The 25791-nt window shown below is 56.9% G+C and carries 39 protein-coding genes; 24 read left to right on the plus strand and 15 right to left on the minus strand.

Features of this window, described 5'->3' with window-relative positions:
- Position 1 precedes the first annotated feature (1 nt).
- The 12 genes from ACFE72_RS10640 to ACFE72_RS10695 all read right to left on the minus strand — a co-directional run bounded on the left by ACFE72_RS10640 (position 2) and on the right by ACFE72_RS10695 (position 5567).
- Positions 2–238, minus strand: a complete 237-nt coding sequence (locus tag ACFE72_RS10640) for a hypothetical protein (protein WP_375413055.1) — start codon at positions 236–238, stop codon at positions 2–4.
- Positions 235–402 (minus strand): hypothetical protein, encoded by a 168-nt coding sequence (locus tag ACFE72_RS10645; protein ID WP_375413056.1) that lies wholly within the window; start codon positions 400–402, stop codon positions 235–237. Before ACFE72_RS10645 ends, ACFE72_RS10640 begins: the two co-directional genes overlap by 4 nt.
- Complete coding sequence (locus ACFE72_RS10650) at positions 399–776, minus strand: hypothetical protein (RefSeq protein ID WP_375413057.1); 378 nt, start codon at positions 774–776, stop codon at positions 399–401. Before ACFE72_RS10650 ends, ACFE72_RS10645 begins: the two co-directional genes overlap by 4 nt.
- 189 nt (positions 777–965) lie before the next feature.
- Positions 966–1361 (minus strand): recombination protein NinB, encoded by a 396-nt coding sequence (locus ACFE72_RS10655; RefSeq protein ID WP_375413058.1) that lies wholly within the window; start codon positions 1359–1361, stop codon positions 966–968.
- Positions 1361–1687, minus strand: a complete 327-nt coding sequence (locus tag ACFE72_RS10660; RefSeq protein WP_375413059.1) for a hypothetical protein — start codon at positions 1685–1687, stop codon at positions 1361–1363. The genes ACFE72_RS10655 and ACFE72_RS10660 overlap by 1 nt, the downstream gene beginning before the upstream one ends.
- Entirely contained in the window at positions 1687–2367 is a 681-nt protein-coding gene (locus ACFE72_RS10665; protein ID WP_375413060.1) for a Rad52/Rad22 family DNA repair protein, read from the minus strand. Before ACFE72_RS10665 ends, ACFE72_RS10660 begins: the two co-directional genes overlap by 1 nt.
- The gene (locus ACFE72_RS10670; RefSeq protein WP_375413061.1) at positions 2364–2573 is read right to left on the minus strand and encodes a hypothetical protein; all 210 of its coding nucleotides are present in this window, start codon (positions 2571–2573) and stop codon (positions 2364–2366) included. The genes ACFE72_RS10665 and ACFE72_RS10670 overlap by 4 nt, the downstream gene beginning before the upstream one ends.
- A gap of 105 nt (positions 2574–2678) precedes the next feature.
- The gene (locus tag ACFE72_RS10675) at positions 2679–3053 is read right to left on the minus strand and encodes a hypothetical protein (protein WP_375413062.1); all 375 of its coding nucleotides are present in this window, start codon (positions 3051–3053) and stop codon (positions 2679–2681) included.
- Positions 3054–3203: 150 nt separating this feature from the next.
- On the minus strand, positions 3204–4295 hold the full coding sequence (locus ACFE72_RS10680; protein ID WP_375413063.1) for a DUF6745 domain-containing protein: 1092 nt from the start codon (positions 4293–4295) through the stop codon (positions 3204–3206).
- Entirely contained in the window at positions 4295–4630 is a 336-nt protein-coding gene (locus tag ACFE72_RS10685; RefSeq protein WP_375413064.1) for a hypothetical protein, read from the minus strand. The genes ACFE72_RS10680 and ACFE72_RS10685 overlap by 1 nt, the downstream gene beginning before the upstream one ends.
- A 167-nt stretch (positions 4631–4797) precedes the next feature.
- Positions 4798–5226, minus strand: a complete 429-nt coding sequence (locus tag ACFE72_RS10690) for a hypothetical protein (protein WP_375413065.1) — start codon at positions 5224–5226, stop codon at positions 4798–4800.
- Positions 5223–5567 carry a helix-turn-helix domain-containing protein gene (locus tag ACFE72_RS10695; protein WP_375413066.1) on the minus strand — a complete coding sequence of 115 codons (345 nt, stop codon included), beginning with the start codon at positions 5565–5567 and terminating at the stop codon, positions 5223–5225. The genes ACFE72_RS10690 and ACFE72_RS10695 overlap by 4 nt, the downstream gene beginning before the upstream one ends.
- 44 nt (positions 5568–5611) lie before the next feature.
- Between ACFE72_RS10695 and ACFE72_RS10700 the strand changes: the two genes are divergently transcribed.
- A complete protein-coding gene (locus tag ACFE72_RS10700; protein ID WP_375413067.1) occupies positions 5612–5875 on the plus strand; it encodes a helix-turn-helix domain-containing protein in 264 nt (87 codons plus the stop codon).
- On the opposite strand, the gene ACFE72_RS10705 is transcribed toward ACFE72_RS10700, so the two are convergent.
- Both ACFE72_RS10705 and ACFE72_RS10710 read right to left on the minus strand, forming a co-directional pair.
- The gene (locus tag ACFE72_RS10705) at positions 5869–6705 is read right to left on the minus strand and encodes a hypothetical protein (protein WP_375413068.1); all 837 of its coding nucleotides are present in this window, start codon (positions 6703–6705) and stop codon (positions 5869–5871) included. The two genes, ACFE72_RS10700 and ACFE72_RS10705, sit on opposite strands and share 7 nt — an antisense overlap.
- 146 nt (positions 6706–6851) lie before the next feature.
- The gene (locus tag ACFE72_RS10710; RefSeq protein WP_375413069.1) at positions 6852–7343 is read right to left on the minus strand and encodes a hypothetical protein; all 492 of its coding nucleotides are present in this window, start codon (positions 7341–7343) and stop codon (positions 6852–6854) included.
- A gap of 181 nt (positions 7344–7524) precedes the next feature.
- Here ACFE72_RS10710 and ACFE72_RS10715 point away from each other — a divergent pair, with 181 nt between their 5' ends.
- The 22 genes from ACFE72_RS10715 (at position 7525) to ACFE72_RS10820 (ending at position 25082) form a co-directional block, all read left to right on the plus strand.
- Positions 7525–7908, plus strand: a complete 384-nt coding sequence (locus tag ACFE72_RS10715; protein ID WP_375413070.1) for a RusA family crossover junction endodeoxyribonuclease — start codon at positions 7525–7527, stop codon at positions 7906–7908.
- Positions 7905–8483, plus strand: coding sequence for a hypothetical protein (locus ACFE72_RS10720; protein ID WP_375413071.1), 579 nt, complete (start codon positions 7905–7907; stop codon positions 8481–8483). The genes ACFE72_RS10715 and ACFE72_RS10720 overlap by 4 nt, the downstream gene beginning before the upstream one ends.
- The gene (locus ACFE72_RS10725) at positions 8480–8662 is read left to right on the plus strand and encodes a hypothetical protein (protein WP_375413072.1); all 183 of its coding nucleotides are present in this window, start codon (positions 8480–8482) and stop codon (positions 8660–8662) included. Before ACFE72_RS10720 ends, ACFE72_RS10725 begins: the two co-directional genes overlap by 4 nt.
- A 761-nt stretch (positions 8663–9423) precedes the next feature.
- A complete protein-coding gene (locus ACFE72_RS10730) occupies positions 9424–10044 on the plus strand; it encodes a hypothetical protein (RefSeq protein ID WP_375413073.1) in 621 nt (206 codons plus the stop codon).
- Entirely contained in the window at positions 10041–10592 is a 552-nt protein-coding gene (locus tag ACFE72_RS10735; protein ID WP_375413074.1) for a hypothetical protein, read from the plus strand. The genes ACFE72_RS10730 and ACFE72_RS10735 overlap by 4 nt, the downstream gene beginning before the upstream one ends.
- Positions 10593–10934: 342 nt before the next feature.
- Entirely contained in the window at positions 10935–11126 is a 192-nt protein-coding gene (locus tag ACFE72_RS10740) for a hypothetical protein (protein ID WP_375413075.1), read from the plus strand.
- A gap of 423 nt (positions 11127–11549) precedes the next feature.
- The gene (locus ACFE72_RS10745) at positions 11550–11753 is read left to right on the plus strand and encodes a KTSC domain-containing protein (RefSeq protein ID WP_375413076.1); all 204 of its coding nucleotides are present in this window, start codon (positions 11550–11552) and stop codon (positions 11751–11753) included.
- Positions 11754–12131: a hypothetical protein gene (locus tag ACFE72_RS10750; protein ID WP_375413077.1), complete on the plus strand. Its 378-nt coding sequence runs from the start codon at positions 11754–11756 to the stop codon at positions 12129–12131.
- Positions 12019–13491, plus strand: a complete 1473-nt coding sequence (locus tag ACFE72_RS10755) for a terminase large subunit domain-containing protein (protein ID WP_375413078.1) — start codon at positions 12019–12021, stop codon at positions 13489–13491. Before ACFE72_RS10750 ends, ACFE72_RS10755 begins: the two co-directional genes overlap by 113 nt.
- Positions 13491–15686 carry a phage portal protein gene (locus ACFE72_RS10760; protein WP_375413079.1) on the plus strand — a complete coding sequence of 732 codons (2196 nt, stop codon included), beginning with the start codon at positions 13491–13493 and terminating at the stop codon, positions 15684–15686. The genes ACFE72_RS10755 and ACFE72_RS10760 overlap by 1 nt, the downstream gene beginning before the upstream one ends.
- Before the next feature lie 139 nt (positions 15687–15825).
- Complete coding sequence (locus tag ACFE72_RS10765; RefSeq protein ID WP_375413080.1) at positions 15826–16068, plus strand: hypothetical protein; 243 nt, start codon at positions 15826–15828, stop codon at positions 16066–16068.
- A gap of 29 nt (positions 16069–16097) precedes the next feature.
- Positions 16098–17069, plus strand: a complete 972-nt coding sequence (locus tag ACFE72_RS10770; protein WP_375413081.1) for a hypothetical protein — start codon at positions 16098–16100, stop codon at positions 17067–17069.
- A gap of 25 nt (positions 17070–17094) precedes the next feature.
- The gene (locus ACFE72_RS10775) at positions 17095–18084 is read left to right on the plus strand and encodes a DUF5309 domain-containing protein (RefSeq protein ID WP_375413082.1); all 990 of its coding nucleotides are present in this window, start codon (positions 17095–17097) and stop codon (positions 18082–18084) included.
- 63 nt (positions 18085–18147) lie between these two features.
- The gene (locus tag ACFE72_RS10780) at positions 18148–18771 is read left to right on the plus strand and encodes a hypothetical protein (protein WP_375413083.1); all 624 of its coding nucleotides are present in this window, start codon (positions 18148–18150) and stop codon (positions 18769–18771) included.
- Between the two features lie 4 nt (positions 18772–18775).
- Complete coding sequence (locus tag ACFE72_RS10785; protein WP_375413084.1) at positions 18776–19102, plus strand: hypothetical protein; 327 nt, start codon at positions 18776–18778, stop codon at positions 19100–19102.
- A complete protein-coding gene (locus ACFE72_RS10790; RefSeq protein WP_375413085.1) occupies positions 19099–19689 on the plus strand; it encodes a hypothetical protein in 591 nt (196 codons plus the stop codon). Before ACFE72_RS10785 ends, ACFE72_RS10790 begins: the two co-directional genes overlap by 4 nt.
- Entirely contained in the window at positions 19686–20321 is a 636-nt protein-coding gene (locus tag ACFE72_RS10795; protein WP_375413086.1) for a hypothetical protein, read from the plus strand. Before ACFE72_RS10790 ends, ACFE72_RS10795 begins: the two co-directional genes overlap by 4 nt.
- Positions 20318–22630, plus strand: a complete 2313-nt coding sequence (locus ACFE72_RS10800; protein ID WP_375413087.1) for a beta strand repeat-containing protein — start codon at positions 20318–20320, stop codon at positions 22628–22630. The genes ACFE72_RS10795 and ACFE72_RS10800 overlap by 4 nt, the downstream gene beginning before the upstream one ends.
- A gap of 1 nt (position 22631) precedes the next feature.
- Positions 22632–22790 (plus strand): hypothetical protein, encoded by a 159-nt coding sequence (locus tag ACFE72_RS10805; protein ID WP_375413088.1) that lies wholly within the window; start codon positions 22632–22634, stop codon positions 22788–22790.
- A gap of 12 nt (positions 22791–22802) precedes the next feature.
- Positions 22803–23423 carry a hypothetical protein gene (locus ACFE72_RS10810; protein WP_375413089.1) on the plus strand — a complete coding sequence of 207 codons (621 nt, stop codon included), beginning with the start codon at positions 22803–22805 and terminating at the stop codon, positions 23421–23423.
- A gap of 1 nt (position 23424) precedes the next feature.
- Positions 23425–24888: a hypothetical protein gene (locus ACFE72_RS10815; RefSeq protein WP_375413090.1), complete on the plus strand. Its 1464-nt coding sequence runs from the start codon at positions 23425–23427 to the stop codon at positions 24886–24888.
- Positions 24885–25082 (plus strand): hypothetical protein, encoded by a 198-nt coding sequence (locus tag ACFE72_RS10820; RefSeq protein ID WP_375413091.1) that lies wholly within the window; start codon positions 24885–24887, stop codon positions 25080–25082. The genes ACFE72_RS10815 and ACFE72_RS10820 overlap by 4 nt, the downstream gene beginning before the upstream one ends.
- Before the next feature lie 31 nt (positions 25083–25113).
- On the opposite strand, the gene ACFE72_RS10825 is transcribed toward ACFE72_RS10820, so the two are convergent.
- The gene (locus tag ACFE72_RS10825) at positions 25114–25389 is read right to left on the minus strand and encodes a hypothetical protein (RefSeq protein ID WP_375413092.1); all 276 of its coding nucleotides are present in this window, start codon (positions 25387–25389) and stop codon (positions 25114–25116) included.
- 65 nt (positions 25390–25454) lie between these two features.
- On the opposite strand from ACFE72_RS10825, the gene ACFE72_RS10830 reads away from it, so the two are divergent.
- Positions 25455–25790, plus strand: a complete 336-nt coding sequence (locus ACFE72_RS10830) for a hypothetical protein (RefSeq protein ID WP_375413093.1) — start codon at positions 25455–25457, stop codon at positions 25788–25790.
- The last annotated feature ends 1 nt before the right edge of the window (position 25791 follow it).

A 25791-nucleotide genomic window follows, 5' to 3' on the forward strand; every position in this document is an offset into this window, starting at 1 on the left:
GTCACAAGTCCGCCGCGACGTCCGCCGCGGTTTCGCTTGCGCCGGGCCTGATCGCCCGGTCCAGGTCTTCCTTCAGCCATAGCTGCCGCCGCCCCGCCTTGACGCAAGGTTTCGGGTATTCGGTTCCTACCCGGGACAAGAAAGCCTCAGCGGAGCGTTCGCCGCAATAGCCGGCTGCCATTTCCACAGCCATTCGGGGCGGCCACAGCCCGGCCGGGATGACGGCGGGACGGGTCATTTGCGCTCCGCAGTAGTGCGTTTCGAGACTTCGTAGGCGACTGCGGCGGCTTGTTCGATCACCCGTGCCATGATCGCTTGACAGTCTTTCCGGCCCAGCGAAAAAATCCCGCGGTTCTGCAGTTGCTGATCCAACGCCGCGGCCATGATGTCGACGACGGTCATTGAGTGCCTCCGTCGGCACGCTTTGCCGCTACCTTACCATCGGGTGAGGGTAGGGGTGCGGCGTCGAACATTGCTTGCCAACAGCCTCTTGCTGCATCGTTACCAATGCCTCTCCCGTATTCAACTACAGCCCAATCTCGCGCCGCGTTCAGCATTGCTTCCGTCGGCTCCCGCACCCCCTCATCTGTCGGCTTGGCGGCAAGGCGGCGAAGCGCCGCAACATCTTCAAGCGCCTCTCGTATTTTCGAGAACGTGTCATCCTCGGCTTCGCCAGGCGTGATATCTTCCGGCGTCTCGCCTTTGATGCAGTCGCGAGCTTGCTCTAGGGCGAGTTCAATGCGCGCCAACATACAGGCGGTGACTTGGGATGCCATCTCACTCCCCCTTTGCATTGGATGCGAAAAGGGCGCGGCCGACATTTCTGGTCTCAGTGCCCATAAAATTCTCTTTGCACGGCTCCGTTAGTCTCTCGACCCGAGACGCCAGTTCTTCAAACGTAGGGGCTTGACCCGTTTTCTGTGTCATGTCCGACGCTCCACTTGTCCATTCATCCGTTGCGCGGTTCATTTTGCGTCTGCGGGATAATTAAAGAGGATGCCATGCGTAGCGCCGAAAGCTTCGATCAGCGTAATCAAGTCCGCCATTTCCGCCTTTGACAAATCCGACGATGAGCGGCCCAGGTTCACTGAGCCGCTACCATCGATGTTCGGGACCATGCGAAGCTCGCGCTTTAATGCGTCAAGAAAGATCAATTTCCAATCGTCCGGCGAAAGCTTGTTCCCGTCCCACGGCAATTGAACCGCAACGTCTGTCAACATTGCCCACATGCGGTCATTCTGCGGTAACGATCGTTTCGGGGCCTTAAATTCAAGGCGAGTGCCAGCCGGGACTTGCATAACCCATCTCACCGCGCGATCGCGGTCGATATCCGTCGATATTGAGATCACCGCTCGGCTCATCAGAAAGGAATCCGATCGTCTATGTCGTCGTCGGGAATGATATTTTGACGTTGTGGGCCAGATGAGACCCGTGAGTCCGGCGCAGGCCGGCGTGGCATTGCGCGCTGGCTGATGGATTGCTGCGCCGCGCGGGGCTGCTCTTCCTTCGGCTTCACAGTGAACGAGAGCGCAGGAGCGTTTGCCGAAGCACCATCCTTCCTTTTCCATGCAGAAACCCAATAATCGACGCCATTGACGTTCAGACTGCCCTTGAAATCAGGATGGTTATCTTCCCGCTTGTCGTCGTTCTTCCAGATTGCGCCACGATTGTTGTTGTCGTAGGTCATTATTCCGCCGCCTCACGCTGAGAGCCAACGCGGCTCAATGTCTGATCAAGATGTCTGCGCGCCGCTACCCTGAGCAGCGGAAACATGCTCTTGTATTTTTCACGGAATGCTTCAGCATCGCTCGGCTGCGTCACCGTTTCGGTGACGATGCGGAGCAGAAAGCGATAGGTCGCTACGTCCGAAGGACCTCCCCAGCCGACGCGCTTTGAGGCCTCATCGTGAGTTTCATCCAGCTTTTTGCGCTCGGATACCTTTATAGGGCCGGCCCTGCCGTTTCTGCCTTCCTCCAATTCAACCCAAGGCGATTTCATCTCGTAAAGATACCGCCCGACACCCCAGCGCACCGCCGCACGCTTCAAGGCATCGCTGAGCATTCCTTTTTCGCCTTCGACATCGGTTGCTCCGGCGCCGTCCGCCTTCCATATCCAGTCGCCCCCCGGCATCCGTACGCCAATATTACAAATGATCGAATTGCCGGGGGCAGGGGAGTAATTGCATTGCCAGTTTTCGGGACCACAGACGCCATCCAGGCGGTCCATGACAGCGCGGGCGTCGATGTAGGCCCACGCCATTCCCTTGCTCTTGTCGGTTGTCGTCGATCCTACGCGCCATTCGATTTCCTCGGCTGCGAACGGCGCGCAAAGAGCGTCAAACAAATCTTGTGCGGTTTCGTAGTTCACCGCACCACCCTCAGTTTTGGAACCTCTTTGAGGAGCGTCAGGATCAGACCGGCGCGCAATTGAACCTGTCCGATGCCGATTGCCTCGTTCTCGATCATCTGGCGAGTTTCAGAGTTGTTTGCCATCGCTACCAGCTCGTCCATTTCCCGAACGAGGAAATCAACGCGACGTTCCAGATGTTCTGCTGAGTCGGGCTCGTATGTCATTACGCACCTATCGCTATGCAAAGAGCGAAGATCGAAAACACAAGCGCCCCAGCCACATACGCTGCATAAAGCGCTCCCTCTTCATGGGGGATTGTCATGGTAGTTTCAGTCCGCCGACTGGCGCGCAAGTTCGGCGTAATGGTCGAATTCTCGCGCGATGCGGAACTCATATTCGCCCGGGAGAAGCTGGATCGTCTGGTGTGTGTCGTGTTCGCGCAGATGAATGAGCGAGTTCGGGGTCTCGAGGATGGCACGGAGGATTTTCATGCCGGCAGGCGCTTTGTCCATCACTGCGATGTCAACGCCGGTGGTGCGTTCAAGAACATGATGATGACCGGTTTCACTGTGGCCGATGATGAATTTACCGTGCTCCGGTTTCATGTTGGAATAGCCGGACGGCAATGCTCGTTTAGCGGGTACATCGCCAACGCGACGGATTGTGATTTCACCCTGCGCTGCGGCGGTTTTGAAAGTCTGCATTTTAGTCTCCATGGTTGAATGGTGCAAAGATTGTCGAGATGATGATTCCTCCGATACATCGACCGATAGTCTCTCCGATGCGCGAGAGTTCGTCATAGTAGAATGCGCCATACAAAGTGCCGACAGTGAGAGCGGCTACCTCGTTTATGCTCATGCTCGTATCTCAGGCCGCACAAAATCCCTCGGTTCGAGCCCAACGATCCAGGCCTGGGCATCGAGAGCCTTGTTGATGTGCGGCGGAATGCCTATTGCAAATTCGCGGCCAGTACCGCATCGGACCCGTAAGAATTTTGCTTTGGCTGGAAGATCGGGAAGTTTGACTTCAACCAATTCGCCGATCTGCGGGTCACCATCGCAGTCAATGGTACTTGCATTGAGGTCTCGGAGAATGTTGGCCCAGCCTAGAATTTCGCAAGCAGCGCGACGGAGCTCCATATTCTGCTGGCTAAGCGCGATTTTCGGTGTCAGGGACGCGCGATCTTCAATCCACTCAGCGGGTACTTTTGTCCCATGCCAGTGATAAAGCGACCAACCATCCCGCCAACGATGCGAGGGTCCGGCCTCACAATGAGGCCTGTTTTCTTCGTCTTTCAATAAGACCTCAGGAAAGTCACTGACGATGCAGAACTCTTCGTGCAGGACACGAAACCCGCCATGGATCGCGGCTTGCTCCCAATACGCGTAAGCGGCGTGACTCGTTAGTTCGAGGCCAAGGATGCCACGGCAGGCAGTGAGGTAGCAGTCATAGCTGGCCCACATGTTACCGCCCTGGTAACTCTCATGCCAACGTCTGGCGCTGGCGATTCCAAGATCACCAGCTAGATCGCGACAGGCAGAGGCGGCGTTTTCTTCGGCGTTGTCCGTGGCGTTGCGCGTGGCGATGCGCGTGGCGTTGTCCGTGGCGTTGAGCGTGGCGATGTCCGTGGCGTTGTCCGTGGCGTTGCGCGTGGCGATGCGCGTGGCGTTGCGTGCGTTTGGATGTTTACGGGCGTACCAAATCGCAGCCGAAGCGCCATAAGCGAAAGCCATAACTAACGGCGATGGAACGATTACCACGCGCGGTTTCTTCAAACCCGCAACCGCATAAAGACCTTCGATTTCCGGGATAATCTTCTCCGGTTCGATCGGGTCCGTTCGCATCGCTCTGGAAATCCAGAGCTGCGCATGTTCATCCATCAAGGATTTTTCACGGGCGGTAATCCCGCCGTGGGCTTTGGTCTTTGTTCGGATGATTTTTGCCATCACGCAACCCTCGCATTGAGGCGCCGAGCCGAGCGACCGTTCGAAGTCTCGTGCTTGAGTTCGTCGAGTCGCCGATCCCGCTGCCAATCGATCTTGTCTTGACCGCCTGGCGGGGGTGCATCATTGGTAATGCCGGCCTCAAGCTTCATGTCCTCGGTCACATTGCGCACCGAGTTCTCGTCCTCGAAAACCTCAAGGACGGTGAGAACCTGACTGTTGTAATCCCGGATGGTGTCCAGAACGTCTGTGCGGGACTGATCGCGATCAGCTTCTAAGAACCATTTGCCGCGCGTGTTGAGGCCTGCGATTTCGATAAAAAATAACGGGTCTGTCATCGTCTCGTCCCCTCGAACTTACCTTGGTCGATGGAATGAGTGTACACGGGATGTACAATAGGTCAATAGACAATGTGTGTGCTATGTACAATTATTTTTGACGCGTGAGAACCTCGCCTTCGGCGTCGGGTTAGGATGGTGTTTAGGGGTATGCGGCCTTGGAGGCCCTAACGGGCAGCTTTGTATTGCTCTAATAAGATGGCAGGCCCGTCGTCCATTGTCGATTTGCACGTCTTAGCGTGTTTTTTCAACAAAACCGCGATATTGACGCAATCGTTGTCGGTTTCGGACTTCATATCCTCGATAGCCAGTTCCATTTTGGCATTTATGGCCTTATCCGACACACCGGCAACGCGGGCCATGTCAATCCCGCGTTGCAAAAACGTCTCGGCGCCTGTCCTGTACTGCTTTACCAAGCGATCTTTAGGGTCCGCCTTCTCGAGGCATTGCCCTACAAAATAGTAATAAGAGCTGCAAATAAGATTTTGGTGTGAGAAGTTATTGGCTATTTCCTTGGTCTTTTTAGCGTCCTGCGCGTCCGCGTGGCCGGTGAGGGTTGCCAAAAGAGCAAGGCCGGCACTAAACCGCCGAATCACGTTCCGGTCCTTGTTTTGACCCGAAATTCAAGATATTTCGTTGTATCTTCCCGCTCGGCCTCCTGAGCTTGATCCCAAAGCGACCAAATCGCCCTCTCGTCTGTGGGATCATGCATGATCAGGCTGGCTGGGGTTGTTTTATAAAGCTCCGCAAGAGCCTCAAGAAGCTCCTGGTTGTACGGTTGAAGGCCCCGCTCAATCCGTCCGAGCTGTGCGTGGGACATATCCACGGCCTCGCCAGCCCTTTCAAGGGTCATTTCGCGATACTCGCGCCATTGCCGCATAAAAGTGGGCTGGAACCGAGGTGGCTTGGGTCGCGGACGGGCTTGTTTTCGAACCATGTACATTATCATGCACTGAAGGGTTGACTTGTACACAACACGGCATGCACAAAAGCCTTGACGAACGATGTGCGCCCCATGTACAAAAGATCATGGTGCATTTGGCTGACTACATGGCTCAGAGGGGCCTTTCCGATGAGGAAGTGGCGACCGGCATTTCCCGTTCACGTCCTACCGTGAGCAGAATCCGCCGCAGGCTGGTGCGCCCCGACTGGGAAACACTCGAAGAAATCAAGAAATTCACGAACGGCGTTTCGACCGCCGATGACTACCAGAACCTTGAGGTTGCTAACGAGGCTGCTCAATGAGCCAGCGCTCCACTCCATATTGCGATGGCCGGAGCGGCTTTCGCGTCGAGCGCTTGGCGTGTATCCCGGCTGGCCTGCTCGGCTCCGATAATCGATGTGATGATATTGTACTGGCCACCAAGGCCAATTGTGAATCCGACACAGCGGATTACGCCGTTGACCTTCCGCCAAGCTCCATAGCCATCGAAATACAGAACCGGAAGCGAGGGCGCTTGCGCCAACAATTCGTCGTCGGTCATTGCAGGTTTCTCCTGCCGGAGGCAGGAATGGAACGAAGCATTATCCGGCTGCCGATACAAAAGATCGTTACTCTCGCGGAGGCCCGCACATGACGCCGACGCCAAGGGCCGCGAATTACCTTTCCCATTGTGATCCACTCCCGATCCCGCCGCCCCGGAACAAAGCAAGCACATTAAGAGGCAGGGAGATACAGAAATTTTTCCTACTGCGGCATTTTGCTGCTTCACGAAAAATTTTTGAAACCGCAACTTATCCGTTAGTAGCAACCACTTCTGCGGGTAGTTCTCGCGCGGTGATTTGCGAAATGCGCAAGTGCAACCCTGCAAGGTTGCGATCATGACCCGCTGCCGAGACTGCATCAAACCTGCATTCTTCAATATCAGCGGCGCGTTGTTCTGTGTCGAACACGCCGACTTTTCAGGTATCGCCCCGGACAAGGCATCCTCCGGCGGCGAGAAGGTGACGGCTCCGGCCGATTTGCCCCCCAATCCCAGGCCGGCGGCCGTCACCCCTTCCTCGAGCAGCCGCGCCAGTGCGTCGCACGTGGCTGTGTGCAGCGAAATCCATAGCCCGGAATCATCGTCTGACATTTCGTCTCCATCCAGTGCGGGTGCGCTGTGATGGATTTTTTATTTGCTCATAGGCTTGGGAGCGCGACGAGAACGTTCCCAAAATCCTTGGGAGGGCAACCTTGAGTGATGTGGTTTTAGCATCCGCTATGCTGCGGGAACTGTCGCTACCGCGACCGCCGGGGGAGTTCGTCAAGAACGCCATCGGGCGGGCAAGCGCGCTTGCGCATCTTCAATACTGGCGAGGGTTCGACCTTTGGTATCGCAAGGCTCGCCGCGTTGAGGAATACGAGCTGGATCAAATCCGCGAGGCGTTGCGTATCAAGAACGAGAGGGCAGCGCGTAATGAACTCCACGAGATCAAAATGCTTCTCGTTCGGCTTGAAGCCCGGCTCAACGCGGGAGATACGGATTTTTACCGCGCGGACATTGATGGCCTGCGCGCGCAGGTTACTGCGGTTGGCAGAGCGTCTCTTGCCGAAAGATAGGGGATAGCGGCAATGCCATTCAAAGATACAGCGATAGCCCAGGCATGGCGCAGAGCGCGCAAGCAAAAGCTCCGCGATGCCCGCCGGGCCGAGCGTCTTGCCAGCCCGCGGCAGCGCAAGGGCGTGACCCTGCATTCTCAGCTCGGCATCAAGACCTTCGTTCATCGCCAAGCGGTACTGCCGGATTTCAAGGACAGGACCAAATTCGACCGCGTGACCTGGACGCGAAGTCACTCGCATCTTTATCGCGAGAGCATCACGTTGGCGTGCGTTTGATTCAGTTCCGTTGCGTTTTGCGTGCTGCCGGCCCGGCAGTTTTGGGTTCAGATTTCGTCTTTCAAAAGAGAACCGCATGACAGACGCGCCATTTCACAACCCGGCTGCGGTAACCGTCGAGTTACCGATGCCGCCGACGACCAACAATTTGTTCGCCAGCACCAAAGGCATGCGCTACCGCACGTCCGAGTATAATGCTTGGATCAAGGAAGCCGGCCTTCGACTGAACATTCAGCGCCCCCCGCAGACTCGGGGCAAAGTATCCCTGCTGATCGAAGTCGCAGAACCGCAGACCAGCCGCCAGACAGATTTGGCCAATCGCGAGAAGACCACGGTCGATCTTCTGGTTAAACACTTGGTTATTGAAGGGGACGATCAGCGGTTTGTGCGCGAACTCGTTATGCGCTGGGCGCCCGATGTACGCGGTGTGCGCGTCACCATACGTTCGGCGTCGGCATGACCGACATTCTCGCAACCCCAATCAACGCGCACGCGTGGCAACGCGAAACTCATGAGCACTACGTTGAGCCGCATTGGTGCTCGGAGCGGCTTTTTGCCGAGGAGAAATTCGACCGTTCGATTTGGGACCCGTGCTGCGGCTTTGGTCGCATACCGGAATCCGCAATCAAGGCTGGTCTTCTCGCGAGAGGCACTGACATAGTTGACCGAGGATATCCTGACTTTGCGGGTATCCACGACTTTTTGATTTCGCCAAAGCATCCGGTCAACAGCGATATAGTCTGCAACCCGCCTTTCAATGTCGCCGCACGATTTGCCGAACATGCCTTGGCGCATGGCGGTGTTCAAAAAGTTGCAATGATTTTCCCGACCGCCCGCCTGAATGCCGCTCATTGGCTTAGGGCGACCCCGCTGGGGCGCGTTTGGCTTATGACGCCGCGCCCCAGCATGCCGCCCGGTCACACCATCACGGCAGGCGAGAAGCCCGGCGGCGGCAAGATGGATTTCTGCTGGCTGGTATGGACGAAAAACCACGTAGGCCCTGCCGAACTGCGCTGGCTGCGGAGAGATGCATGACCGAGCCATCTTCCAAGGTCTATTTCGTCAACATTTACTCGCCGCTCATCGGCGCTTGCGGCTCTGTTTATGAAAACCGAGAGCTGGCCGATCAGATGGCAGGAAAGAACCGCCTTGCCTGCAAGGAGATTTACGTCCGGCCAGGCGAGGGGATAGCGCGGGAGGAAAAATCCGCATGACCTGCGTGAACTGCAAATGCCACTGTTGCCGATCCGCCGCAGTTAATACCGTGCTGTCGCGGCATGTTTCACGGGAAACAGATTCGATGCCGCGGGCTCACAGGTTTGCCTCGTCTCAAGAGATGAGCAGGCCACCGGACGATCCTGATACCGAGCAATCGGCCGAGCGATCGGCTGAGCGATCAGCTCGGCCGATTGGGGCATTGGCGACCAAACTTGAGCGGGGTGTGGTGTGAGCGCTGTGCGTGAACTCATCTCGGCTTTGATAGCCTCGGGTATGGACCCGGCCGATGCGGCTGCTCTGGTTGTGCGCGCCGGAGCCGAAATTATTGCCGGTCAACCGTCAAAGGCAGCCCTTCGAACGCAGAAATGGCGCGCGAACAGAGCGTCACAAATCGTCACCGGTGACGGTCACGCGTCAGAAAAGGCGTGCGTCACAGAACGTCACAAACCGTCACAAACCGTCACAAGTGACAACGCGCCTCTCTCTAAGAAAGAAAGAATAGAAGAAGGGAAGAAAGAGAGAGAGCCGCGCAAAGCGCGGGCGTCACAGATTCCCGACGATTGGCGACCTGGCGACAGCGCTTGGCAAGCCTCGCTCGAGCGGATCGGTCCGCTTCGAGCGATAGCAGAACTGCAAAAATTCAAAAATCACGCGGCCGACAAGGGTCGTGTTTCGAAAAATTGGGACGCCGCGTGGCGAAACTGGATCGATCGCGCGCTCGATTACGGCGGTGGCCTGGGCCAGAAAGGAAATTCCAATGGGCGACGAACCGTACACGACGCAGCGAGCGACCTTCTCGCAAAAGTCCGCGCGCTCGACGAACCAGCTCCAAGCGGAATACGCGACGGAGCGGGCCAGGGTCCTGTTCGGCTCATATCGTCGGGGTGATGCTAACGATCCAGATGCCTATGTCGCGGCTGTGGCCGCGGTTCTTTCCATCTACGATGTCAACTTGATCCGCGAAGTAACCGATCCGCGAACAGGGATAGCGACAACGGAAAAGTTCATGTCGTTTATGCCCAATGCTGGCGAGCTGAAAGTCTACTGCGATGGTGTTGCAGCGCGGAGGGACCATATCCGGTGGCTTGGGGCATTGCCGGCGCCGGACTTCAGCCGCGCTCGACTACCGCCACCACCGAGGCTGCCAGGCGACCTGGCGACCGTTTTTGTGCCGGCCTCGCATCCGAGGTATTCATTGCTGCTTGCGTGGTCGGAGACGGCTAATGAACGGTTGTTCAAGTTCGAGAGCAGGCCGGGAATATGGGTTTCCTACGATACGTGGGATCAGCGGCAGACTGTAGCGCAGAAATTGCCATTACCGGTTGAAGCGCGGGAAGCTCTTGACCATCCCATGGATGTCTATCAGGAGGCGGAATGACCCGCACGGTCAAACAAGAAATCAATTTCGATGAGAAGCTGAAGGCGGCTCAGGTTGATGTCCGTGGACCTACCCCAGAACGCTTGGAAATGGCCGCTGGCGCATTCTACGTTGGCGGCGATCATCAGGGCGTACGGACCTATATATTTGCCGATAGTCCCTTAGGGCGGATGTTTAAGGGCAGGCGGATCGACCCAATCGAATTCACCGCCCTGCAACGCTACAAGCATCACTGGTATCATGGCGGGTTAGAACTGTCAGTTGGGACAGTGGACCTGAACCGGATATTTGCATCCGATCCGTCGAATATGTCGGGCATGGCAAAATCGGAGCGTCAAGCTCACCATCGCCAGCAATACCGCGAGGCCCGGGAACTGATAGGCCATCGTCCCGGCATCGTTGTGGATAACGTCGTCTGTGCTGAGTGGCCTTTGCACATTGCCGGGCATTCCATCGGGTTTGGTAGTCCGTATCGTGCTAGACTAGCCGCGACCGAGATTTTGCGGGATGCTGGATACAGACTGGCAAAATTGTGGGGGATCGGATGACACGGGAGGATTTTATCCGGTCGTATGCAAAGCGTTCCGGCTTTTCTGATGAATACGCGATAATCGGTAGCGGAATCCTCGCGCCTTACGGGATGCCCGGGACAAGCCCGGGCATGACGAATCTCGGCAAAGCTCAAGCCCGTCGCGGTCCCGAACTAAGGGAAAAACTAAAAAATCCCCTTGTTTTTGAAGGCATATCGGTGGTCGCCGCGTCTCTGTCGTGGATGCCTCGGCACGAGGCCGGGCATGCTGAGCGCTGTAATATTTCGTGATGATAGGACATATTGACCTGTAGGCTAAATTGTCCTATTACTTACCCCATCGAACAAACGGGGCAGACAAATGACCAAATCCTTCGTCGCATATTGGGCCTCTCTTAATAAGGCTTTGGCGAAAGCCAAGTGCCCAGATGCCACCGCTCAAGAGGCTGAGATTCTGTTTCGTGCCACGGGCGCGCATCGTTCCAATATGAAGGTTGCCGCCGAATTTCTTAACAGTCTGCGAGGTAAGATTGAATCCGAGGGGTCGCTGTGACGCCTCTTCAATATGCCGAGGCCATCAAAAGCTTAGGACTCTCTCAGAGAGCCGCCGGCTTGTTTCTTGGGGTAAACGAGAGGCATAGCCGTCGTTGGATCGCTGGCGATTCGGCGATCCCGGAATCTGTTGCCAAACTGTTGCGACTGATGATCCGCTTAAAGCTTGATCCTGATGAGGTAAGGTGATCGCAGCGCCGCCCACCGTTCGACCCTCTTGACAAAGGGGCGGACAATCGCGCAAATCAGGCAGGTTCGTGATTTGCGTCACACCATCAGCCCGCCCGGCCCCCGCCGCGGCGGGTTTTGCATTCCTTGCTAGGCCGAAACTGGTCCTGGTAAGAGGTAGCCGCCAGAGAACCTTCCACGAGGGCGCGGCCTAAGTCGCACGTAGCAGCCTGCCTAGCTTGTCGAGGGATCAGGTATGACACCGGTTAAATCCTCAAGCCTTAAAGCGATCGGATACGATCAAAAGTCAAAGAGATTGACAGTCAAGTTTAGGGGCGGCGGGACCTATCACTATGAAAACGTCGAGCCCGATCAACACACGAAACTGATGGTCGCTGACAGCATCGGCTCGTTCTTTCACAAGAAGATTCTCGGCAAGCACAAAGTCCGGAAGGCGTAGATGGCTACCCGAAAGAACGGCGCGAAAACGGGGAGATTGCCACCGCCGGTCGAGCATCAATTCAAGCCCGGCAATCCTGGCCGGCCAAAGGGCTCCCGGAACAAGCTGGGCGAAGATTTTATCGCTGCGCTTCACGATGATTTCGAAAAACATGGAATCGCTGCGATCGTGGCCGTTCGGCAGGATAAGCCAGAAGCTTACATCAAAGTAATTGCCAGCATCTTGCCCCGTGAGTTGAAAGTCACCACAGAGAATGACCTGACCGATGAACAGCTTATCGAGCGCATCCGGCAGCTCGACGCCGCAATCAGACCTTTCCTCGCTTTTGAAGGAGAAGGCGAAGCTTCTATCGGAGATAGATCGTCGAAACCGCACTAACAAGCTGAAGTTTTACAGGCCCTATTCTAAGCAGCGCGAGTTCCATCTTAACGGTTCGCATTTCAGCGAACGTCTGTTTATGGCGGGCAACCAGCTCGGCAAGACGGTTGCAGGCGGCGCCGAATGGGCGCTGCACCTGACAGGCCGATATCCTGACTGGTGGGATGGTGCAACGTTCAATGTGGCGCCGTTGTTATGGGCGGGTTCGGTCACAGGCGAAAGCACCCGGGACAATCCGCAACGCATCCTGATAGGGCCGCCGGCCAAAGAGGACGAGTGGGGAACGGGGTATGTCCCACTTGAATGCATTCGTGATCGCACCCGAGCGATGGGCGTGCCGAACCTTCTGGACAGCGTTGTGGTTCGTTGGGGTGGTGGCGGTGATGTGCAGGCCGGCGAAAGCGTTATTGCCTTCAAGGCTTATGAGAAAGGCCGCGAGAAGTGGCAAGGGCCGACTGTTGATGGCGTCTGGTTCGATGAGGAGCCGCCGGAAGATATCTACAGTGAGGGCCTGACGCGGACGAACAACGGCCAGCGCGGCCAATTCGCGCAGACGACGTTCACGCCGCTGCTTGGCATGTCAACCGTGGTGAGCAGGTTTATAATGCCGACCAAGGAAGATTTAGGAGCCTCGGCGCGCGTCGTCACGTCGATGACGATCGAGGACGCCGAACATTATACGTCGGCAGATCGGGCCAAGATCATTGCGAGTTATCCGGCTCATGAGCGTGAGGCGCGTTCGAAGGGTGTCCCCACGCTTGGCTCCGGACTGATCTTCCCGGTTTTGGAAGAAAACATCATCGTCGATCCTTTCGACATTCCGAAACAATGGGCGCAGATCGGCGGATTAGACTTCGGGTGGGATCATCCGACCGCGGCGGCTAGCCTCGCATGGGATCGCGACAAGGACATCGTCTATGTGACGCGAGATTATCGGCAACGCCAGGCGACGCCGATCTTTCATGCGGCTGCGTTGAAGCCGTGGGGCGAGTGGTTGCCTTGGGCATGGCCGCATGACGGCAACAACGACACGGCCGCGGGAGAGAATCTTTCGAAGCAATACCGCGACCAGGGCCTGAGTATGCTGCCGACCCATTCGACGTTTCTCGACGGGTCGAACAGCGTTGAGGCTGGCTTGATGGATATGCTGGACCGGATGTTATCGGGACGCTTCAAGGTATTCCGAACATGCGGAGCATGGCTTGAAGAACGTCGGTTGTACCATCGCAAGGATGGCAAGATCGTCAAGGAACGTGACGACGTGATCTCAGCATCTCGCTACGCGCTGATGAGCCTGCGCCACGCAATCATCAAGCCAGATGCCGGCAGCTGGAAACATACCCCTCGGAAAGTCGCCTGATGCCGGCCATGAACGACGAGGAGTTTTGCAGCGTCGTCGCCGCCCTGGTGAAAGATGCGGAACACTACCGAGAGGACCAAAGCACCAACCGCACCCGTGCGATGGAATACTACGATGGCACGATGCTTGACACGCCGTCCGATGACGGGCGGTCGAAAGTGGTCTCTCGGGATGTCCGAGGCGAGCTAAAGAAAGTTCTGCCGTCTATCGTCCGGGTCATCCTGGGTGGCGACAAGGTGGTCGAATACATCCCGGTCAAGGAAGGCGACGAGCAATCTGCCCAGCAGGCCACCGATTATGTGAACTATCTTGCGTTCCCCGAAAGTGAAGGGCCAAACGCGGTTCACGATTCGATCTATGACGCCTTACTGCTGCGGAACGGTATCCTGAAATGGTGGCAGGACGAGCGCATTGACATCAAGGTATCCACGCATTCTGGACTGAATGACAACGCTTTTGCTGCTTTGGTGGGTGATGACGCGGTTGATGTCCTTGAACATACGGCGACGCAAAAGAACGTAGAGATAGCACCACCGGGCATGAGCACGGCAGTCACGTTCCACGACGTTAAAATCCGGCGCCGGATCAAGAAAAGCCGGGCCAAGATGGCAGCCGTTCCGCTGGACAACTTCCTGATCCATCCTGACGCGATTACCATGCTGGAATCGCCGTTGATCGGGGAGGGCTACCGGGTTCGCCGCTCCGATTTGGTCGCGATGGGTTATGACCGGGAAATGGTCAATAAACTACCTGTTGCAGGATCGAGTAAGAACAAGGACGAGGAGGAAACGACACGGCGCCGGGATATCTACAGCAAGGACAACATGACGGCGAAGTCAATGGAGGAGATCGAATACTACGATCTCCTGGTCCGAATTGACTACGACGACGACGGCATTGCCGAGCTTCGCAGGCTGGTCTTTGCCGGCGGATTGACGGAAGAATATCTGCTCGAGAACGAGGAATGGGACGATATCAACTACGCCGATATTGTATGCGAGCGCCGGCCGCATCAATGGGAGGGCAACGCTACCTCAGATGATGCAATGGAAATCCAGCGCATCAAGACAGTGCTGCTTAGGCAGACCCTCGATAACCTGTATTGGCAAAACAACCTTCAGGACATCGTTCAGGAAGGGGCGATCATAAACCCTGAATCCGTGACTAATCCTGCCTTTGGGTTGCCGATCCGGGTTTCGTCGGGAACAGATGTTCGGGGGGTTATCACTACCCGTGTGGTGCCGTTCATCGCAGAGAAATCCTTTGCGATGCTAACCTACCTGGACGAGGAATTGCACGATAGAACGGGTATCTCGGACGCGTCCGGGGGAATGGCACCCGACGCCTTGCAGAATGTCACAGCAAAGGCATCCGCCATGATCGAGCAGGCGGGCATCGGGCAAACCGAGATGATGGTGAGAACCATTGCCAACTGCTTGAAGCCTGCATTTCGGGGGCTCTTGAAGCTGATCATCCAGCATCAGGACCAGCCGCGCACGGTTCGCCTAAGAGGCAAGTGGGAACAGTTCGATCCTAGGACGTGGAACGTGGATATGGACGCCACGGTCAACACGGGTCTCGGCGCCGGCACCCGCGAGCGTGACATGTTGATGATGGGGGTTGTTACTGGCCTGCAAGAGAAGCTTCTAACGGCGTTCGGCCCCGATAATAACCTCTATGTCAAGCCGGAACAGCTTTACAACGGCATTGCCAAGACGGTTGAGGCATCGGGCCTGAAGTCTGTCGATCAGTACTTCTCCAATCCGAAGCCCGAAGACCTTCAGGCTTACGCACAGGCCAAGTCCCAGCAGCCCTCGCCGGAACAGGAAAAGACGCAAGGCGCCATCGCTATTGAACAGGTCAAGGGTCAGGTCCAGGTCGCGCTTGCCGACAAGAAAATGCAGGTTGAAGCCAACAAGGAACGTGAGCAGCGAGACGCCGATCTGGTCATCAAGCAGGCCGAACTTGAGAAGGAAACGCAGGCCGCAATGCACCAGGCCGCAATCGATGCGCAGGCCAATGCCGACAAGCTGCAGGTAGAGCGGGAAAAGATCGCCTCTCAAGAGCGGATTAAACTTGCTGAGATTGAAGCGAATATCATGCTGGAACGCGAGCGCATGGACCGTGAGGACGCAAGGGCAGTCCGGCAACGGGCGGATGCGCAGAACGCGCAGTTTGAAAGCGAGGTGCGGTAATGTTCACGTCAACAGGATTTTTGCTTCTTGGCTTTTGTCGGGCCGATGGTCGCTTTGCAATGAGGCTTAACGCATATAGGCGCCATGTCGAGCGGTGCGGACGCTTCGGCTGGCGCTGTAAACCGCCTTATCGTTTCTGATGAGCGAACGAACCGAGCGTACAGCAGCGGCGCAGGCCATCCTTGCCATACCGCTGTTCAATCAGCTTATGGACGAACTAGAGGCCGGCGAGATTAACGGCGCCGTCGCCGCGCCCTATGACGATCACGAAAAGCGCCAAGGCCATATCGCCGCCTTGCGCGCTATCAGGAATTTGCGGTCACGTATCGGAGCCATCGCGAGCGAAGGCCAACCGAGTGGCGGCAGACCAGCGCCGGCCTAGCCGGTAACCCTCAACAGAGGACGAGCATAATGGCAACCGAATTGGCACCCGCCAACTCGGCCGACACTTCGGCTGAGAGCGTTCAGGCCACACCCTCCGATGGACTCGATAACTCGCCCGAGACTTGGGACTACGCGGACCCGGATGAAGATCAGGACAATCCCGAAACCAAGACCAGTGAGACCGATAGCAACAGCGAGACGGATGAGGCTCCCGCGAGCCAAGAGACCGAAGAACCCGCCACAGAAACCGAAACGACGGAGAAGCCGGCGCAAGAGCCGGACGACTCAATCGTCATCGCCATGCCAGGCGGTGAAAAGCTCGAACTGAAAGAGCTTAAATCGGGCTATCTGCGCGATCGGGATTATCGCCACAAGACAACCGACCTCGCAAACAAACGGCGCGAGCTTGAGGCGCTGTCAACCCGCGTTACGCAATCCGCGAGCGCGATTTCTGAAGTCTTGATGTCCCAGGTTCCGCCGGAACCTGACCCATCCTTGTCCCTGACCGATCCTCTCAAATACCTTCAGGACAAGGCGCAGCATGAAGGCGCTCTGAAATACGTCAACTCCATTCTCGAGAAGGCCAACACGGCAAAGGACGTGGGCAACACGCTAACGCAAGAGCAACAGACCGAAATCAACAGGGTCGAGATTGCCAAGCTTACGGAAGCATTCCCCGTCATCAAAACCGCCGATGGTCAGAAGAAGTTCTTTGATGCCGCTCTAGGCGGCGCGCGGGAACTCGGCTTCTCGGATACGGAGCTGCAGGGCGTCAACGATCACCGCATATTCAAGGTTTTGCATTACGCGAAGCTCGGCCTTGAGGCGGAAGCTGCGAAAACGAAAGCCGCAGGCAAAGTCGTCAACGTGCCTCCTATCGCTCCGCAAAAGCGACAGGCCGGTCCGAACGCTGCCAAGGCAAGGGCAAATCAGGATGCGATGAGACGTTTGGCGCAAACAGGCTCGATCCAAGACGCGATGGCGGTCGACTTTGACTGAACCCCATCATCCATAGGAGGCCAAATTGGCCATTGTCGCTAATACCTTCCAGACGACCTCGGCCGTCGGCAACCGCGAACAGTTGTCCGACGTTGTTTCCCGGATCACTCCGGAGGATACCCCGATCTATTCCATGATCGGCAAAGGCAAGGTGAACGGCGTTCATCCTGAGTGGGAAACCGACGATCTCGCCGCACCCGCTGCCAACGTCCAGCTTGAAGGCGATGAGTTCGCTTTCGGCGCGATCACCCCGCCCGTGCGGGTTGGCAACTATACCCAAATCCTGCGGAAGGAGTTCATCCTGTCCGAAACGCAGGAAGCGGTGGACGACGCCGGCCGCGTTCAGAAGCGGAAATACCAGAAGATCAAGAAGGGCATCGAAATCCGCAAGGACGTGGAATATTCGATCGTCTCGAACGTGGCTTCCGTCGGCGGCGCCACCCGTGTATCGGGCGGGCTTCCGTCATGGCTCGTTACCAACGTCTCCCGCGGTGCTTCCGGCGCCAACGGCGGCTTCTCGTCCGGTACGGGCCTGACCGTCGCTGACACCCCCGGAACGCAGCGAGCCTTTACAAAGGCGTTGCTGGATACGACCATGAGTGCGGCCTATACCGCTGGCGCGAATGTGAACCACCTGTTCGTGGCTCCTTACGTCAAGTCGGTATTTGTCACCTTCATGTCGGATGCCAACGTCGCGTCGTTCCGCTACACGGCGGATTCGGGCCGCAAGACCATCATCTCCAATGCCGATGCATACGAGGGGCCGTACGGCAAAATCCTCGTGCATCCCGATCGTGTGATGGCGGTCAATGCCGGCGTGGCGAAGCGGGCATTCCTGATCGATACGGACATGGTCGAGTGGGACTGGCTGCGCAAAATCCATGAGGTGAAGGACATCGCCAAGACCGGCGATGCCGACAAGTGCGTTTTGATCGGGGAGGGCTGTCTCCGCGTCAAAAACGAAAAGGGTCTCGGCGTTATCGCGGACGTGTTTGGTCTGACCGCCTCGACTTGATTCCTGATCTTCCCTTTGATGGGCTAACATTCGCCGGTCCCTTTTTCTTTTGGAGAAACACACATGGCTAAGAATACGAAGACCCCGGAACGAACGGATACCCGTTCGCAACAGCAGGCGGCTCAGGTCAGTCAGACGACCGGCGCAACGGAGCAAGTTGTCGTCACTGCGCGACCGCTTAATCCCCCGGAGGCGCAACCGAAGATGGGCAGCACTCGCGAGGTTCACGACAGGCACCGCAAGGCGCTAGCCGAGGGTCGCGCGCAGATGGAAAAGGATCGGGCACCGGTTAATACCGGTGACGCCAAGATCATTCCCAACATCGGACAGCCTCGGGCTCAGACATCCGAGGAAATGCGGCAGGACGCCGAGGACAGCAAGGGCGGTGTAGCACAGGCCGCACCGTACCCTGGCGATCCCCACGAGGCCCATGTCAAGGCCATCCTGGCCTCGGAACGCCAGCGGGACTCGGGCGAGTTCAACACCGAAGACTTGACCGGAACGTCGGTTGACGGCGACGGCAAGACGGACACGGTGAAGGTTCGTCTCCTCTACGACTGGTGGGACGGACAAGGCGTGCGCCATCCGCTCAACAGCGAAGTTGAAGTGGCGATGAACGACGCACGGAACCTGCTCGACCAGCGTAAGGCCGAGCGCACCGACCCGCTGCGGCCGAGCCGTCGTTGATCCGATGACCATATGCGATCCGAACGGCTTCACTTTGGTTGATCACGACCCAAAGACGGGAAGGTCCGTATGGTCATATTTCGACGGCGAAAAGGACGTTTACCGGATTGATTATCCGGTTGACGAGACAATCAAAGAGAACGCGGAAGCTCGGGCTTCCGCGTCCTCTAACTGGAAGGGCGATTATCATCGCATCGCCTCCATTCCGCTGAATGTTGTTCATGGCTCGGGCTTTGCCGAAGCAATCACCCAACAGGACAACAAGTGGCTGAGCCGTTTTCTCAATGACGGCGACAAACGCGCCTGGCGCACCAAGGAAGGCAAGGTATGACAGCCATTGCCAACTACGGTGAGTTGAAGGTCGCGCTTTCCGATTACGTTGACCAGCGCAATATCGCCTATGTCCTTCCGCGGCTCGTACAGCAGGCCGAATCCCGGCTCAACCGCGAACTACGAACGCGCTTTCAGCTCACCACGACGGCCTTGACGCTCGTAAGCGGGGCTGTGGCGCTGCCTTCTGACTTTCTGGAAATGGCGCATGTCTACGGGACGAACGGTTATCAATACCGATCCGGGCCTCTATCGGATTCCATGCGAACGACCTCGCAATACTCCCGCTATTCGATCGACGATTCCGATATCAACATCAACGGCTACAGCGGTGGCCGCACCATTGCCTATTTCGCCAAGCTGCCGACACTGACGACAAGCAACGCAACAACGAATTGGCTGCTGGCCAACTATCCCGATGTCTATTTGTACGCGGTGGGCTTTGAGGCAGCAAAATACCTGAAGGACGCTGAATTGATTGCTGCAAGCAAGGCTGCGCTTGACGACGCGTTATTGAGCGTCCGCGTCGATGATGACCGGGCGCGATGGTCAAATACAACAGTCCGGGTGCAGGGTATTAACCCGTGACGATTGCAACGTATTCCCAGCTCCAAACTTCGATCGAGGACTTTTTAGAACGCGCTGACCTGACTGCACGTGTTCCTGACTTTATCACAATGGCAGAAGCCAAGTTCAATCGCGTGCTGTTCGTTCCGCAGATGGAAGGCCGGTCGGTTACTTCTATTGATACCACTTCGACCGACCCGGAATTTATCTCGCTGCCTGTGGATTTTCAGTCGATGGAGCGCCTGCGCTTGTCCAGCGTCACCGGAAAACCCGTTCTGGAATACAGGTCCGGCAAGCAGGTAGATGAATATCGAACCATGATCGACAATGTGACGGGCCAGCCCCGGTTCTTTACGGTCATGGGCACAGAGCTTGAGCTGTGTCCGACGCCAGTCTCGAACTACGTGCTGGAAATGTTCTACCGCAAGACGGTCCCGCCGCTCGCGAGCAATTCAACAAACTGGCTGCTGCTACTGGCGCCGGATGTCTATATGTACGGCTCTCTTGTCGAGGCTGCGCCGTTCATGGGCGAGGACCCCCGCATTGCGCTATGGCAGGGTGCTTTCGACAAAGCCATCGCTGAACTGAATGGTCTTGGCATTGCATCGGAGGGTGATGCCAAGCCGATACGAGCCGCAGCGGGTGCGCGATGACTATTCGCATCACTCACGCCAAGGTCTCGGGCAAGCCGGCTGGGACCGATCCCACGCGCGTATATGGCACGCATTGGGATGCGGATCATACCGTGACGGGAGCTGCAGCGCTTGATGGTGGCAATACATTGAACGGCCTGCAGACTGTCAAAGATGCTTCAAGCGCAGCGTCGGCGGGCTATATCGCATCCGGCGCGGGCTTGAACATTTTCGGTGGGAACCCAAGCGGAACGCCAACTACCTCACTGGCGCCAACCGCGCTTATTTCCAGAACGGAAACCATCACGACCGGCGACGCGAACACATCGCTGTCTGCTGGGCTGTTGGTCTTGTCGTCAGCGACGAACCAGAATTCGGGCGGGGCCAACGCCACGCAAAACAATGGCATCACCATTGTTGCCAGCAAGGACGCACCGTCGAGCGGGAATTTGGTCGGTCTCAATACCTCTGCGCTAACACACGGCTCTTTCAGTACAGCGTTTGGTATATATAGCGATGCTGCGACTTTTGCTGCCAACTCAACGACGGGCGCCATTGGATTGGCGCTTGGCATTACCAACGGATCAGGTCTCGATCGGCCGTGGGACCCGATAACCGGTGGTTATCCAGTTATGGGCATTGACATCGCTTACGGTGGGACCGCCAGCGGAAGCGCACCGGCAAACGGCGGGGCCGGCATAGGCATTCGAGCTAATGGGGTCGGCCAGCAATTAGAGGTTGGCTTGGCGTTGCAGCCTAACGCGATCAAAACCGCCGACATTCAATCCGACAGCAGCGCGGTCAATATCCTTTACGCCCATGCCGGTTCGCATACAAATGGCGTGAACCTTTCGGGCGCCACCTTCAGCGGCAACGCATGGTTGTCTGCCGGCTTTGTCATTGACGGAACCGGCTCATTTACAGCAACGTCGGCAACGACGAACCATATTACCAGCGCCAATTTCCAACCTCTCGTCATCGCTGCGACGGGCAACAGCACGCTACCGGCTGTCACTGCAGACAATTCTCTTTCTGCGGCATGGGGGTTTGCCAATGCTGGCGCCATCAAGTGGTACGTCGGCAAGGACCCGTTGGATAATTTCTTCGTTCAAGACATCAGTCTTTCCAAAAATCTCCTGGTCGGCGCGCTCGGTGGCAGCTCTCTGTCCCTTGGCGTGAGCGGCACCAATGCGACGAAGCTGATTTTTCCGGGTTCGACCAGCGGAAACGTTACCGTTCAGACCCAAGCCGCCGCAGGCACCTACAATTTGAACCTTCCGACGACTGCGGGCTTGGCTGGCCAGGCACTGACCTCGCAGGGCGGCGGCGCCACGGCGATGACATGGGCCACCTATCTCACCGCGAACCAGACAATCACGCTTTCGGGCGATGTAACCGGCTCGGGCACAACGGCGATATCCGCGACCCTCGCAACCGCACAGCCCGCGGTTCACACTTGGGCGCTGGCGCAGACTTTCACCGTAGCTCCGGTGTTTACGGATCAGTCGGGATCGCGAACAGCGCTCGGACTTGGAACTTCCGCGACACAAAACACAGGCACGTCGGGAGCCAACATCCCGCTGTTGAATGGCGCAAACACATGGTCATCGGGACAAACGATGAGCGCCGCGCTGACATATGGTGGCGTCACACTCTCGAACGCCGTTACCGGTACTGGCAGCATGGTGTTGTCGGCTTCTCCGACGTTTACGGGCACCGTCGCGCTCCCCATTACGACGCACTCAGGTGCGACCACGTTCAGCGCGGCCATCACCTACGGTGGTGTGACGCTTTCGAATGCGGTCACGGGTACGGGGAATATGGTGCTCTCCATCTCTCCAACCCTGGTTACTCCGGCGCTGGGAACGCCCGCGTCCGGCGTCGCCACCAACCTGACGGGCTTGCCGCTCACCACCGGTGTCACCGGTACTCTCCCCGTGGCAAACGGTGGCACCGGAGATACGGGTACGGCCTGGACACCGTACACACCAGCCGTCACATCGGGCGGGGGCGCGCTCACCGGGACGACAATTTCGGCCGGGGCTCGCTACAAGACGCTCGGAAAGACCACATGGATCGAAGGCACGGTTATCCTGACGAATATCGGAAGCGGCTCGCCAACTGGGTATGTCGGTGTCAGTCTTCCGGTGTCAGGACCCACGACCGCAAATTCGGTTGGATTTGCAAGCGGGATGACTAACGCCGCCCTATCCGCCGCCGGCTTTATCAACGCGGGCGCAACTCGCATCGAACTTTATAAATATGACAGCACTACGCTGTGGGGCAACGGCGCGACAATCTACTTCGCCGGCACTTACGAGGCGACTTAAAATGTCGCGTGCCTTAGACCGCGACGCTTTCGATCGCGCCGCCTTCGACATCGAAATGTGGGACGACGACGACGACGAAACCCCTTCCGTTGCCGAAACGTGGACGCCAAAGACGAAGCAGGCCGAAACGTGGACGCCCGAGCCACCGAAATCATTTTAAGGTTATTCGAGTATGGCAATTGCAAATTACACTGACCTGCAAAGCGCGATCGCCGACTGGCTTGCGCGCGCGGACCTGACAGCGCGCATTCCGGATTTCGTGGCGCTCGCGGAAGGACACTTTAATCGCGAGCTTCGCACCAGGGAAATGCTTTCTGCCTACGCGCCTGTGCTTTCGGGCGGGACCGCATCGCTACCACCCGATTTTCTGGAGTCGTATGAGATAACGTGGACCGGGCCTGCGCGGTCGCGCAGCCTGAAGAATGTAGAACCTGATTCGGAGGCGTGGCGGTTTCGTTACCGGCCCAACGGCGATCCGTCGATGTTCGTTATTCTGGCTTCAACGGTATCGATCAGACCCGCGGCCGGCGGAAATATAACGATCGTCTACTATCAGTCGATTCCGCCGCTGGTGAGCAATTCGACAAATTGGCTTTTGACCAAATGTCCTGACCTTTATCTGTACCGGGCGCTGGCAGAAGCTTACATTTATCAAAAAAACGATGAGAAGTCATCGGAGTTTATTGCTCTGGCCACCGCTGAGGTCGGAAAGGCGATTGCCGCTGCGGATTCAAACAAGCTTGCGCGGCGCCCCAATAGCCCGCCACCGGGTGATGATACGGGAACGGCGTGACATGCCGCTTCTGGCCTTCGGCGAATACAAACCTGATATCTCAGATTATGAAGGGAGCACTACCCAAACCATCAATAACGTCATTCCGCGTGGGGATGGGTACGGGCCGTTTCCGTCTTTCATTGTCTCTACCGGCGCCGTTGCGGCGGCGGTTCGAGGCGCGTTCTATGCCCTGAAATCGGACGGCACAGTTATCACCTTCGCTGGCACAAGCACCAAGCTCTACCAGCTCAACAATACCAACTACACTTGGACCGATGTTTCGCTGGGAAGCTCGACCTACGGCGCCTTGAGTGCTACAGCACAGTGGCAATTCGCACAGTTCGGAAATCTGGTATTTGCAACGCAGGCTAACGCCATCCTGCAAGTGTTCGATCTGTCGTCATCAAGCAACTTTGCCAATTGCGCGGGCTCCCCGCCCCAAGCGGCTTATATTAGCGTAGTGGGACGGTTCTTGGTCCTTTCGGGGTTGCTGTCCAATCCCTATCGCATTCAATGGTCGGGGTTGAATGCGACGACGACATGGACAAGCGGCGTCAACAGTTCGGACTATCAGGATTTTGCGGACGGCGGCATTGTCCGCGGGGTGGCAGGCGGCGAAACTGGGGTGGTGTTTCAGGATCAATCGATCCGGCGGATGGCATATTTGCCGGGATCGCCCCTGATATTCCAGATCGAGCGTATCGCTCAGGATAAGGGGTTGTACGCGCCTTATTCGATCATTCGAGCTGGCGAGAAGATTTTCTTCTATGCCAGCCAGGGATTTTGCAAGATCGAGCCAGGTGGCGTTCCGGTGCAGATCGGACGCGAGAAGGTGGACCGCACCTTCCTTACCGACCTGGACAAAGGCAATTTGCAGCTCTTCATGGGAGCGGCCGATCCACGCTCGACCCGGATTTATTGGGCTTACAAATCGGTGGCCGGTCAGGCCGGGCTTTATGATAAAGCGATTGGATTCGACTCAACGCTTGAGCGGTTCTTTCCGATTTCTATTTCCGGAGAGTTCTTGCTTGGCCTGTCCCAAACAGGGCTGACGCTGGAAAATCTGGATAGCATTTCAGCCTCGTTGGATGCACTGACCTTGAGCCTCGATGCTTACGCGACGGCAGTGCAGCCGGAAATTGCGCAGTTCAATAGTGTGCACAAGCTGGGATTCTTCCGCGGTCCAGCATTGGAAGCCACGCTTAAAACGTCAGAACAGGGCACGGACGGCAATCGGATTTATGTCAACGGGTTTCGGCCTGTTACGGATGCCGCGACGGTTTATGGGACTCTGAGCTATCGAGAGACCACTTCGGCGCCGTCAAAAGACATGACTGAAATCGCCATGACGGCTCGAACTGGTATGTGCGATCTGCGGCAATCCACTCGTTATGCAAGGGCCAAGATTCGTATTCCCGCCGGGACAGCATGGACCTTTGCGGCTGGGGTCGAGATGGAAATAGGCCAAGAGGGGTCAGTATGAGCATTACCACATTGCGAGAGGAATTGAAGGGTATTTCCGGAGCCGAGCGTCTTGTGATGAATTACGAGGACGGTGGAAAAGTTCAAGTTTTCTCGATCGATGATGTTGCGGTCAGAGTAGGCCCGAACGCGACCATTGATGAGATCAAAGAAGCGTTTCGGCTCAAAACCTTCAAGAAGGTTCTGACCGAATGACCGCCTCGCCTCCTGGCACTAACGAGACCGATCAGAAGAAAATCAATATCGCGATACAGCAGCTTGCCGCTGGCCGGTCTAATGCGGTCGGAACGGTCACATTGGTGACAGGTGCGGCGACGACGGTTGTTAATACGCCGACAGGAATATGCGCGCCGGGATCAGTGCCGATCTTGATCCCGATCACTGCCAATGCAGCGGCGGAATTTGGTGCCGGTGCCTGGTACATCTCACCCGTGGGACTGAACACGTTCACAATTAACCACACCAACAGCGCTACGGCAGGGCGCACGTTCTTGTACGCCATTGTCGGTTGATCTGGTTTGCGTCAATCCTGCAAACGTTGATCAGGTCTGGCCGCAAGCAAGAAGCATGATCAGCGCTGCAATCGAGCGGACGGGCTTAAGCGACTTTTCAGACATCGAACGCGACGTTCTATCCGGCGATCAGCTTCTATGGCTTGCGATCTCGGATCATATCGAGGCTGCGGCCACCACACAGTTAATCAAGACAACCGGCAAGCCGGTATTGGTCATCGTGGCGGTCAGTGGCTCTCAGCGTGATCGGTGGTTGCCGCTGAAATCGCGCATTGAAAGTTACGCGAAAGCGGAAGGTTGCAGTGTGGTCCGATCGTATGCCCGGAAGGGCTGGGAACGGGCGCTGAAGGACTACCGCGTCCAATCCGTTATTCTCGAAAAGGTGCTTTGAT

Origin of the sequence: uncultured Bradyrhizobium sp., from assembly GCF_964252615.1 — a bacterium.
GTDB lineage: Bacteria > Pseudomonadota > Alphaproteobacteria > Rhizobiales > Xanthobacteraceae > Bradyrhizobium.

Coding starts and splice junctions, on each gene's coding strand:
- ACFE72_RS10640 (WP_375413055.1), bottom strand. CDS start 238: ATGACCCGTCCCGCCGTCATCCCGGCCGGGCTGTGGCCGCCCCGAATG.
- ACFE72_RS10645 (WP_375413056.1), bottom strand. CDS start 402: ATGACCGTCGTCGACATCATGGCCGCGGCGTTGGATCAGCAACTGCAG.
- ACFE72_RS10650 (WP_375413057.1), bottom strand. CDS start 776: ATGGCATCCCAAGTCACCGCCTGTATGTTGGCGCGCATTGAACTCGCC.
- ACFE72_RS10655 (WP_375413058.1), bottom strand. CDS start 1,361: ATGAGCCGAGCGGTGATCTCAATATCGACGGATATCGACCGCGATCGC.
- ACFE72_RS10660 (WP_375413059.1), bottom strand. CDS start 1,687: ATGACCTACGACAACAACAATCGTGGCGCAATCTGGAAGAACGACGAC.
- ACFE72_RS10670 (WP_375413061.1), bottom strand. CDS start 2,573: ATGACATACGAGCCCGACTCAGCAGAACATCTGGAACGTCGCGTTGAT.
- ACFE72_RS10675 (WP_375413062.1), bottom strand. CDS start 3,053: ATGCAGACTTTCAAAACCGCCGCAGCGCAGGGTGAAATCACAATCCGT.
- ACFE72_RS10680 (WP_375413063.1), bottom strand. CDS start 4,295: ATGGCAAAAATCATCCGAACAAAGACCAAAGCCCACGGCGGGATTACC.
- ACFE72_RS10685 (WP_375413064.1), bottom strand. CDS start 4,630: ATGACAGACCCGTTATTTTTTATCGAAATCGCAGGCCTCAACACGCGC.
- ACFE72_RS10695 (WP_375413066.1), bottom strand. CDS start 5,567: ATGGTTCGAAAACAAGCCCGTCCGCGACCCAAGCCACCTCGGTTCCAG.
- ACFE72_RS10700 (WP_375413067.1), top strand. CDS start 5,612: ATGCACAAAAGCCTTGACGAACGATGTGCGCCCCATGTACAAAAGATC.
- ACFE72_RS10705 (WP_375413068.1), bottom strand. CDS start 6,705: ATGTCAGACGATGATTCCGGGCTATGGATTTCGCTGCACACAGCCACG.
- ACFE72_RS10715 (WP_375413070.1), top strand. CDS start 7,525: ATGACAGACGCGCCATTTCACAACCCGGCTGCGGTAACCGTCGAGTTA.
- ACFE72_RS10720 (WP_375413071.1), top strand. CDS start 7,905: ATGACCGACATTCTCGCAACCCCAATCAACGCGCACGCGTGGCAACGC.
- ACFE72_RS10725 (WP_375413072.1), top strand. CDS start 8,480: ATGACCGAGCCATCTTCCAAGGTCTATTTCGTCAACATTTACTCGCCG.
- ACFE72_RS10730 (WP_375413073.1), top strand. CDS start 9,424: ATGGGCGACGAACCGTACACGACGCAGCGAGCGACCTTCTCGCAAAAG.
- ACFE72_RS10735 (WP_375413074.1), top strand. CDS start 10,041: ATGACCCGCACGGTCAAACAAGAAATCAATTTCGATGAGAAGCTGAAG.
- ACFE72_RS10740 (WP_375413075.1), top strand. CDS start 10,935: ATGACCAAATCCTTCGTCGCATATTGGGCCTCTCTTAATAAGGCTTTG.
- ACFE72_RS10745 (WP_375413076.1), top strand. CDS start 11,550: ATGACACCGGTTAAATCCTCAAGCCTTAAAGCGATCGGATACGATCAA.
- ACFE72_RS10750 (WP_375413077.1), top strand. CDS start 11,754: ATGGCTACCCGAAAGAACGGCGCGAAAACGGGGAGATTGCCACCGCCG.
- ACFE72_RS10755 (WP_375413078.1), top strand. CDS start 12,019: ATGAACAGCTTATCGAGCGCATCCGGCAGCTCGACGCCGCAATCAGAC.
- ACFE72_RS10760 (WP_375413079.1), top strand. CDS start 13,491: ATGCCGGCCATGAACGACGAGGAGTTTTGCAGCGTCGTCGCCGCCCTG.
- ACFE72_RS10765 (WP_375413080.1), top strand. CDS start 15,826: ATGAGCGAACGAACCGAGCGTACAGCAGCGGCGCAGGCCATCCTTGCC.
- ACFE72_RS10770 (WP_375413081.1), top strand. CDS start 16,098: ATGGCAACCGAATTGGCACCCGCCAACTCGGCCGACACTTCGGCTGAG.
- ACFE72_RS10780 (WP_375413083.1), top strand. CDS start 18,148: ATGGCTAAGAATACGAAGACCCCGGAACGAACGGATACCCGTTCGCAA.
- ACFE72_RS10785 (WP_375413084.1), top strand. CDS start 18,776: ATGACCATATGCGATCCGAACGGCTTCACTTTGGTTGATCACGACCCA.
- ACFE72_RS10790 (WP_375413085.1), top strand. CDS start 19,099: ATGACAGCCATTGCCAACTACGGTGAGTTGAAGGTCGCGCTTTCCGAT.
- ACFE72_RS10800 (WP_375413087.1), top strand. CDS start 20,318: ATGACTATTCGCATCACTCACGCCAAGGTCTCGGGCAAGCCGGCTGGG.
- ACFE72_RS10805 (WP_375413088.1), top strand. CDS start 22,632: ATGTCGCGTGCCTTAGACCGCGACGCTTTCGATCGCGCCGCCTTCGAC.
- ACFE72_RS10810 (WP_375413089.1), top strand. CDS start 22,803: ATGGCAATTGCAAATTACACTGACCTGCAAAGCGCGATCGCCGACTGG.
- ACFE72_RS10815 (WP_375413090.1), top strand. CDS start 23,425: ATGCCGCTTCTGGCCTTCGGCGAATACAAACCTGATATCTCAGATTAT.
- ACFE72_RS10820 (WP_375413091.1), top strand. CDS start 24,885: ATGAGCATTACCACATTGCGAGAGGAATTGAAGGGTATTTCCGGAGCC.
- ACFE72_RS10825 (WP_375413092.1), bottom strand. CDS start 25,389: ATGGCGTACAAGAACGTGCGCCCTGCCGTAGCGCTGTTGGTGTGGTTA.
- ACFE72_RS10830 (WP_375413093.1), top strand. CDS start 25,455: ATGATCAGCGCTGCAATCGAGCGGACGGGCTTAAGCGACTTTTCAGAC.